This is a genomic window from Paenibacillus sp. 598K, assembly GCF_003851045.1.
In the GTDB taxonomy this organism is placed as follows: Bacteria; Bacillota; Bacilli; order Paenibacillales; family Paenibacillaceae; genus Paenibacillus_D.
In genome coordinates, this window is sequence record NZ_BFBX01000059.1 from 98,906 (window position 1) to 107,196 (window position 8,291).

General features: G+C 52.3%; 7 protein-coding genes. All 7 read right to left on the reverse strand.

Annotated features, from left to right (window positions below):
• Nucleotides 1–6: 6 nt before the first annotated feature.
• Nucleotides 7–1,749 carry an ABC transporter ATP-binding protein gene (locus tag PA598K_RS17780; protein WP_128658256.1) on the reverse strand — a complete coding sequence of 581 codons (1,743 nt, stop codon included), beginning with the start codon at nt 1,747–1,749 and terminating at the stop codon, nt 7–9.
• Nucleotides 1,749–3,506, reverse strand: coding sequence for an ATP-binding cassette domain-containing protein (locus PA598K_RS17785; RefSeq protein ID WP_128658257.1), 1,758 nt, complete (start codon nt 3,504–3,506; stop codon nt 1,749–1,751). The genes PA598K_RS17780 and PA598K_RS17785 overlap by 1 nt, the downstream gene beginning before the upstream one ends.
• Nucleotides 3,503–3,901, reverse strand: coding sequence for a lasso peptide biosynthesis B2 protein (locus PA598K_RS17790; protein ID WP_185602064.1), 399 nt, complete (start codon nt 3,899–3,901; stop codon nt 3,503–3,505). The genes PA598K_RS17785 and PA598K_RS17790 overlap by 4 nt, the downstream gene beginning before the upstream one ends.
• 294 nt (nt 3,902–4,195) lie before the next feature.
• The gene (locus PA598K_RS17795) at nt 4,196–4,702 is read right to left on the reverse strand and encodes a hypothetical protein (RefSeq protein ID WP_128658259.1); all 507 of its coding nucleotides are present in this window, start codon (nt 4,700–4,702) and stop codon (nt 4,196–4,198) included.
• Nucleotides 4,699–6,819, reverse strand: coding sequence for a S9 family peptidase (locus PA598K_RS17800; RefSeq protein ID WP_128658260.1), 2,121 nt, complete (start codon nt 6,817–6,819; stop codon nt 4,699–4,701). Before PA598K_RS17800 ends, PA598K_RS17795 begins: the two co-directional genes overlap by 4 nt.
• Nucleotides 6,820–6,840: 21 nt before the next feature.
• Entirely contained in the window at nt 6,841–7,857 is a 1,017-nt protein-coding gene (locus PA598K_RS17805) for an ABC transporter ATP-binding protein (protein ID WP_128658261.1), read from the reverse strand.
• The coding region (locus PA598K_RS17810) for an oligopeptide/dipeptide ABC transporter ATP-binding protein (protein WP_148091964.1) at nt 7,854–8,291 on the reverse strand (438 nt) is incomplete at its 5' end. The genes PA598K_RS17810 and PA598K_RS17805, both read right to left, overlap by 4 nt.

The window sequence follows — 8,291 nt, forward strand, 5'->3', positions numbered from 1 at the left end:
GTGACGTCAACCTCCAATTGTTGTTTTTTGATAATATTCCAGATAAGGCTGTGCTTGGGCCGTGAACAGCTTGTTGTACTCCCCTTTCTGTTTCACTAACTCATCATGTGTGCCAGTTTCTACAAGTCTCCCCTCATCCATGACCCATATTTGATCAGCCAAAATCGAGGCGGTGAGTCGATGAGATACAAACAGGATCGTTCGATCCTTATATTTTTTAAGGACTGTTGTATAGAGCTCGATTTCAGCTACAGGATCTAAAGACGCCGTCGGTTCATCTAAAACAATAATGCCGTTCTGTTGCAGGAAGGTACGCGCCAGAGCCAGCCTTTGCCACTGACCTCCCGATAGGTTTCGACCACCAAATTGCGGATCCAGGGAGCAATCCAGCCCTGCTTCTATTGCGAAGTCAGCGTTGGCATCCTTCAGCTTTTGCAATATATACTCATCGGTATCTTCCTTCGGATTGCCAAAGCTTACGTTGTCTCTTATAGTCGATTCAAGTTTTAAGAAATTTTGAAAAAATACGCTCGAACTTGGAACAAAACATTGCTCGTCATACATAATACTGCCTTGTGAAGGATCATACAGTCCGAGGATCAGATGAACGAGTGTAGATTTACCAGATCCGTTTTCACCTACTATACAGATGATTTCACCCTTTTTAAGACTTAAGTTTACATTTGAAATTACCGCATCGTCGCTGTTAGGGTAAGTAAAAGTTAAGTCTTGAATGTTAATTTCACTTGTGATGGATGGCGCAAATTTACTATGCTTGTTCTCTGGGTATTCTGTATTCAAGAAAGTTAAAACCTTGTTATATGTGATGAGACTGTCTTGTACTTGAGCAAACTTCTCAATAAACAAAGACAACTTAGGCAACAAGGCACTTAACGATCCAAAAAAAATAATCGTTTCCACTACAGAGGTCGACGTCGCAAACAATAAAATAAATGAGAGCAGTACAGGACTTAACTTCCACAAGCCATTGATTAAATGGATCCAAGACATTATTTTCAGAGAATCAATTAGTTTTTTTCTTATATAGGATCGATACTTCGTTCTCCATATTTTTTGTATCCAGGGAAAATGCCCAGAAACGCTCATTTCGATTAGCGCCGCCTTTGAAAAAATACTGTTCTCTAACGAAGCCACTCTATTTTGTTCTCGTGTTCTCAAGAATAGTAACTCGGTGTATTTTTGATTCATCTTTTTTTGAATAGGAAATAAAACGATAAAAATGAAGAAAACAATAATTGGAACCAATGCGTTCACACGGAACAAATTCACGATTAAAATGACAGAAGCGGCAAAAATAACGATACAATCGACTAGTCTTTGAAACAATTGACTGATCTGACCTGGCTGAAGAGCGTTTTGGACCGCAGTGAATGAATCCGCGAAATAAGCATTGAATCGAACCATTAACGAAGTCCTATTTACCTTTTTCAACACCATCTCTTCAAAAATAATAGAAAAATCAAGTTTAATCTTTAAGTAGACTTTATCTTTGAAATAGTTCGATAACGGTTGAACGGCAAACGTTAGGAGGTACATCGATAGGAAAACCATCATGCTCTGATGTTCCTGACTAACTACACTTCCGACAAGCAAGCCTAAAATAGTCACCTGCAAAGCAGGTAAAAAACCTTCTATTATAATGGTAGTGATCATTACGCTTAATAGCTTCGTCCAATTATCAATTAGCTTGAACACATTCCTAACGATGTTCCATTTAGAATTTTTCATCAAGCTCGTTCTCCACCTAATTTTTTGTATACTTCCCCTTGCGTATCGAACATACGTTTATACATGCTTCCTCTGTTTAGTAATGTTTTCGGACAGTCATCCTCCACGATTCGACCATGATCCAGTACAATAACTCGATCAAACTTTAATGTGATTGCCATCCGATGGGTCGATAAAATTAAAGTCTTTCCTTTTGCCAGTCGGAGGCATCTATCTACAATGTCTTGCTCCGATACCGGATCCAAGGAAGCAGTTGGCTCATCCAAAATAAGTATATTCCCTTTCGCTAAAATGCCTCTTGCTACAGCGAGTTTTTGCAACTGCCCGCCTGATAATTCAACGCCACCCAGATCTCCGCCATACAAAGAATGCAGATCTTGACCGTCAAAAAAGGAGTCCACTGAATCAATACTGTCCAGCTCTCGACCTAGCGTTACATTCTCAAGTAAAGATAAACCTCTATAGCCGATGGGGTGCTGAAACAATGCTGAAAAAAGGCGAGCCCTCTCTTCATCCGTAAACGTATGCGGTTCTCTGCCATCGATTGTAATCTTGCCTGAAGTTGGCTTTAACAAGCCTAATAAACAATAATAGAAGGTTGTTTTTCCCGAACCATTAGGGCCAATCAAAGCGATATGCTTTCCAATCTCTATGGTTAGATTCAACTCTTTCAATACAAGATACTCAGGATTATTCTTGTAGAAAAATGACACTTCTTTAAATATAATCTCCCTTGGCCTTGGGGGGAGGACCGAGGAACTCTGTTGCGCTTTAGTATCCTTATATACAATTGCATCGCCAAATGTCTTAAATAAATCACTTTGCAGGAACATCATCTGAACTTGAGAAACAATATTCTGCGACGTCATGACAAGCAATAGCGATGAGGTAATTAGAAAGAACAATTCACCGGGACTAATGGTAGCTGAAAGAAACATAAGAAGAGTGGAAAGATAGATCATAAATCCGACGACTTGTATCAGATTTATAAAGAGGTTCAGTTTTACATTTTTGAGATCCCTGGCATATTCTCTTTCATTCACACTCTCAAAATGTCTTTTCCATTTACCGCCGAGAAATGAAAATGCGTTATAGAGTACGATCTCAGAAGCGTAATGTTTATTTAATACGATACTCTTAAAATATCTCGTCTTAATGGAATCATAGGAATTAAGCAGTTCTATTTGAACTTGAGATCTATTTACATATCCATTAAAAATCGCTACAGGGATGATAAGGATAATAACAATAAGCAGGGAATAGTAGGGTGTAAGCATCCCTATAGCGACAAGTAAAGTGATGATGGTCACTATACTTGAGAATAATCCTTTCAACAAATTAACGAAGTTGAATATTGTATTCCCAAGATTGTACTTAATGAATTCGAGCTTTCGCTGAAAAGATTCAGACTCATATTCTGTTATAGAACGGTTTATTACACTATTCATCGCAACAACCTTGGCATTTTCTTCATTTTTTGTCTTATATAGCGTTGTCACAAGTTCTGATGCCCAATGTCCAACAATCGACAGCGATACTATAGTTGTTAGTACAAGCAAGGCAGCATAGGATCGATTTTCACTTGACAAGCTGTCAATTACATCTTTGGTCACATATAACGCTCCTACATCGAGCAAAGATACGACCCCATACAATAATAATAGGAGACCAATTGTCCAATGCTTGAAACGATTGATATGCTTCAAAAATCCAATTCCATGCTCAAGCTTTGTTTTAAGCAGGACATATAGATTCATGACTTAACCTCTTCCAGACACAGAGTCGTGTATTTTACCGTTTCGTCGCCATATAAATACTTTTCCCCATCAATCTCCACCCATGCATGCGCATTAAAGGGAGGAAAGCTGACTCCTGTTTTGATGATCACATTATAGTTTCGACGCCTCAGCATAAGGTAGCCTATCGCACTATTATAAATGCAGGGATTTTTCACCTCTAATGCACGAGTAACGCGGTCAATTTCGTTTGTAATTTTCACTACATGATGATCCGCTTTTTTCAAAGAGACATCTGCCCGGGATTGTTTCATATTCGCTTCTAGCATAAACGGCTTCATAACTGCATATCCGCGCTTGGCAAATTTCCACTTATACCATAAGAACAAAATAATTACTTCTAGTTTAATGAACATTTGCTTCATCGCCCCCTAACCGCTACAACCTATTGAGCACCAAACTTAACATTAAGAAGAGGGAAAATTAATCCCAATATTTATACACTATAGTAAATGTTATGGCTAAAAATTAATACCTGTCACTTTATAGGTTTTTTATCTCTTTTCAAAAATGTCAATCATCCACAAACTTAACAATAGCAAAATAGGTGTAGTCCTGTAGAGCGCCCACACATACGCAAAAAGCGAGTGGTTGGCACCATTATTTGCCGACCACTCGCTTTTTTTGGAATACAGCTTCGCTCGCTGCAATTAACCGACCTTACGTACGACTGACAGTGAGACAAAGTCGTGCTCTCTGGCACAATTTATATCTCCCGATGACATCCTTCCTTGATAAGGAACTAAATCCGCCTGCGGCTGTACCAGCCATTGACGGTGGATCAGCGCGGACAGTTCCTCCGCTTGCTCCGCCGTCAGCCGCACGCCATCCAGTCGATCCTCGCCTGCCTCGTAATCCGCCCCCGCATGCAGCCGGTAACGAAAGGCCAGCAGCCGCTTCAGGCCATTCAGATGAAGGAAGCCAAACTCATAGCCGACGCGCATCACTTCCGCCCAATCCAGGCCCAGCTCCTCGGCGAGTCCTGCCCGCTCGGCGATGCTCATCGCCGGGTCGGCTAATGTGCGTGCCTCGATCGCCGCATAGTCTCGCGCCTGGAGGCAACGGACGATTTCGTCGTCCGTCAGTCCGGTGCTACGGCAGTTCTCGAGCAAGAGCGCGAGCGGCAGCGGCAGTACGATGCGATGCTGTCCGCTCATGCGCGTCCCTCCTCTGTGAGATGCCGATGCAGCCAAACGTTGGTCTGCTCGAGCGCATCGAGACGGAGCGAGGGCTTGCCGAGCTTGAGGAAGCTATGGCCCGCGCCGGGATAACGGATCAAGCGCGCCGTCACGCCATGTCTGCGCAGCGCCGTGTACCACTGATCCGACTGCTCCACCGGACAGCGCAGATCCTGCTCGCCGTGCATGACGAGCGTCGGCGTCTTCACTTGGTCCGCATAGGCAAGCGGCGAGCGCTCCCACAGCAGCTGGGGATCGCTCCACGGATTGGCCCCCGCGATGCCGTCCGTATACGTCAGACCGATGTCGCTCGTCCCGTAAAAGGATAGCCAGTTGGAGATGCCGCGCTGCGAGACGGCGACGCGGAAGCGGTCGGTATGGGAGATGATCCAGTTGGTCATGAGACCGCCGTAGCTGCCGCCCATGACGCCCAGTCGTCCGGCATCAAGCGTCTCCCAGCGCGCCAGCGCCGCATCGACCGCCGTCATCAGATCGCGATAATCGCCGCCGCCGAAGTCGCCGCGGCATGCCCGCGCCTGCTCCTGACCATAGCCGAAGCTGCCCCGCGGGTTGACGAACAGCACCGCGAAGCCTTGCGCTGCCAGCTGCTGCAGCTCGTGACTGTAGGCCGGCGCATACATCGCGTGGGGGCCGCCGTGGATGACGAGCACGAGCGGCAGCTTGGCGCTCGCGTCTACGACGGCGGCTCCGGGGTCGCCAACTGCTGAGACGGTGCGCGCTACGACTGCGCTCTCATCCCTATCGCTGCCCGCCAGCGCACCTCCCGCATCCGGCAACAGCAGCCAGCCCTGCAAACGCATGCCGTCTTCGCTCTCGTACCAGAGCGGCTGCGGCTTGATCACCGTGCGCTGCTGCATGAGCTCGTCGTTCCAGCCGGTCAGACGGAGCTGCTCGCCGCTCGCCGGATCGATCCGATACAGCTCGCCGGGACCGCTCGGGTCCATGATGCAGGCGAGCAGCGACCGGCCGTCGCCAGCCAGCGCGAGCTGATACACGTCGCGGCCCTGCTCCGGTGATGCGCCGATCTGCTGCGGCTCGCCAGAGCCAGCCGCGAAGCGGTACACCTCGGCGCTGCCCTCGCGGGTCGCTACGACGTAGACCGAGCCGTCTGCCGCAGACAACGGGCCGGCCATCGCCGGGCCTGACTTCACGTCGTTAAGGATATAGTTGCCGAGCTGCATGTCGCATGCCGACCATGCAGTGACAGATCCGCCGCCCACAGCAGGGACGCTGTACAGCCGATTGTGCGTGCCGCTGCCCCATATGCGGTCATCGCCCACGTAGCGCAGCTCGCTACCGTCACGACTGTAGCCGAAGTGCTGGATGAGTACAGTCGAGTCCGTCTCCTGCAGGGGCTCGCCGCTGGCGAGATCCACAGTGAACAGATCATTGAACGGGAATAGATCGGGATCGACGCCAGCTGGCGGAGCCTTAGACAGATAGGCGATACGGCTGCCGTCCGGCGACCATGCAGGGTCCGAAGCGCCGAGCGGCGCCCGGGTCAACTGACGCTCATCGCCGCTCGCCAGCTCCAGCAGGAACAGCTGCGGCCGCTTGCCATCCCACCAGCCCGCGCCCTCTGCCCTCGGCACGGTGCGATCATAGCTCGCACCGCGAGGTCCGGCAGCGGTCGTCGACATCCCGGCCCGTTCGCCAGGCAGCAGCTCATCGCCCGCCACGCGCGCGCTATAGACGAGCTGTCGGCCATCCGGCGACCAGTCGAAGCTGACGATACTGCGGCCGGCAGCGACAGCCGCCTCGGCAGCCAGCATTGGCTCGCTGCCCGGGTCAGCCGCGACGGTCCAGAGCTGGCGCTGGCTGCCGACCTGACGGATGAAGGCCAGCCGACTCCCGTCAGGAGACCAGGCTGGCGCGCTGTCTCGCGGGCCGTCGGTGAGCGGACGGTCCGCGCCAGCCTCTGGTCCCGCCAGTCGAATCCGGCTATGGTAGTCGTTGCTCTCCCGCACCGCCTGCTTCACCACATAGGCGACCTCCAGCGTGCCTGGCCGCCCGGCTGGCTCGGCGACCAGCCGATAACGATACAAGTCCTCCGGTACGATCGGTTGCTTATCCATCCTGTGTCCCTCCATGCTGTGTTATTGTGCGGCTAACGGATAGTGGCAGGCCGCCTGATGGCCCGGCGCATGCTCGAGCAGCGCCGGCGCTTCCTCGCGGCAGCGCTCGGTCGCATACGGGCAGCGCGGGTGGAAGGCGCAGCCGGACGGCGGGTCGGCCGGATTGGGCAGCTCGCCGCGCAGCGGCTCCCGGGCGCGGCGCTGCGTCGGATCGGGGATCGGCACGGCAGCGAGCAGCGCCTCGGTGTACGGATGCATCGTGCGTGCGAATAGCTGCTCGCGCGACGCCAGCTCGACGATCCGCCCGAGGTACATGACAGCGATCCGGTCGCTGATATGCTTGACCGACGGCAAGCCGTGGGCGATGAAGATATACGTCAGGTCGAACTGCTGCTGCAGATCCTTGAGCAGATTTAATATCTGCGCCTGTATCGATACATCGAGCGCCGAGATCGGCTCGTCGCAGACGATCAGCTTCGGCCGCAGCGCGAGCGCCCGGGCGACGCGCTGGCGCTGGCCGCCGCTGAACTCATGCGGGTAGCGATCCGCCATATGCGCGCCCAGACCGACGACCTCGAGCAGCCGATGCACTTCCTGGCGCAGCGTGCTGCCGGAGGCGAGCCCGTGCACCTGTAGCGGCTCCGCTACCGTATCGAAGATCTTCATGCGAGGGTTTAGCGACGAGTACGGGTCCTGGAACACCATCTGCAGATCTCGTCGCACCTGGCGCAGCTCCGGGCCGCCCAGCCCGAACAAGCTGCGGCCCTCGAACCGCACCTCGCCTGCCGTCGGCTCCAGCAAGCAGCTGATCAGCTGTCCCATCGTCGACTTGCCGCAGCCCGACTCGCCGACGACGCCGAGCGTCTCGCCCGCCATCACGCTGAAGTCGAGACCGTCCACCGCCCGGACCTGGACCGTCCGCTGCCCCCATAGCCCTTGGCGGAGCGGATAATACTTTTTCAACCCGCTCGCCTCCAGAAGCGGCTGCCGGACCTGCTCAGCAGCCGCAGCGTGCTCATGCCGCGTCTCTCTGCTCATCCGAGCACCTCCTCGGTCTTCAGGCAGCTCGCCCAGTGGCCGACTGCCTTCTCCTCCAGCTGCGGCTTCTGCTGCGCGCAACGCTCGTCCGCATAGGCGCAGCGCGGGTGGAACGGACAGCCGGGCGGCTTGTTCAGCAAGTTGGGCACAGCCCCGGGGATCGAGTCCAGTCGCTCCCGCTGCTCCTGCATGCCGGGCAGCGAGCCGAGCAGTCCGATCGTATACGGGTGCGTCGGCCGACGGAACAGCTCGTACACCGATGCCTGCTCGACGATCTCGCCCGCATACATGACCGCGACCTTGTCTGCCAGCTCAGCGACGACGCCCAGATCATGCGTGATCAGGATGACGCCGGTCTGCTCCTCCCGGCTCAGCTCGCCGATCAGCTGCAGGATCTGCGCCTGGATCGTCACATCGAGCGCCGTCGTCGGCTC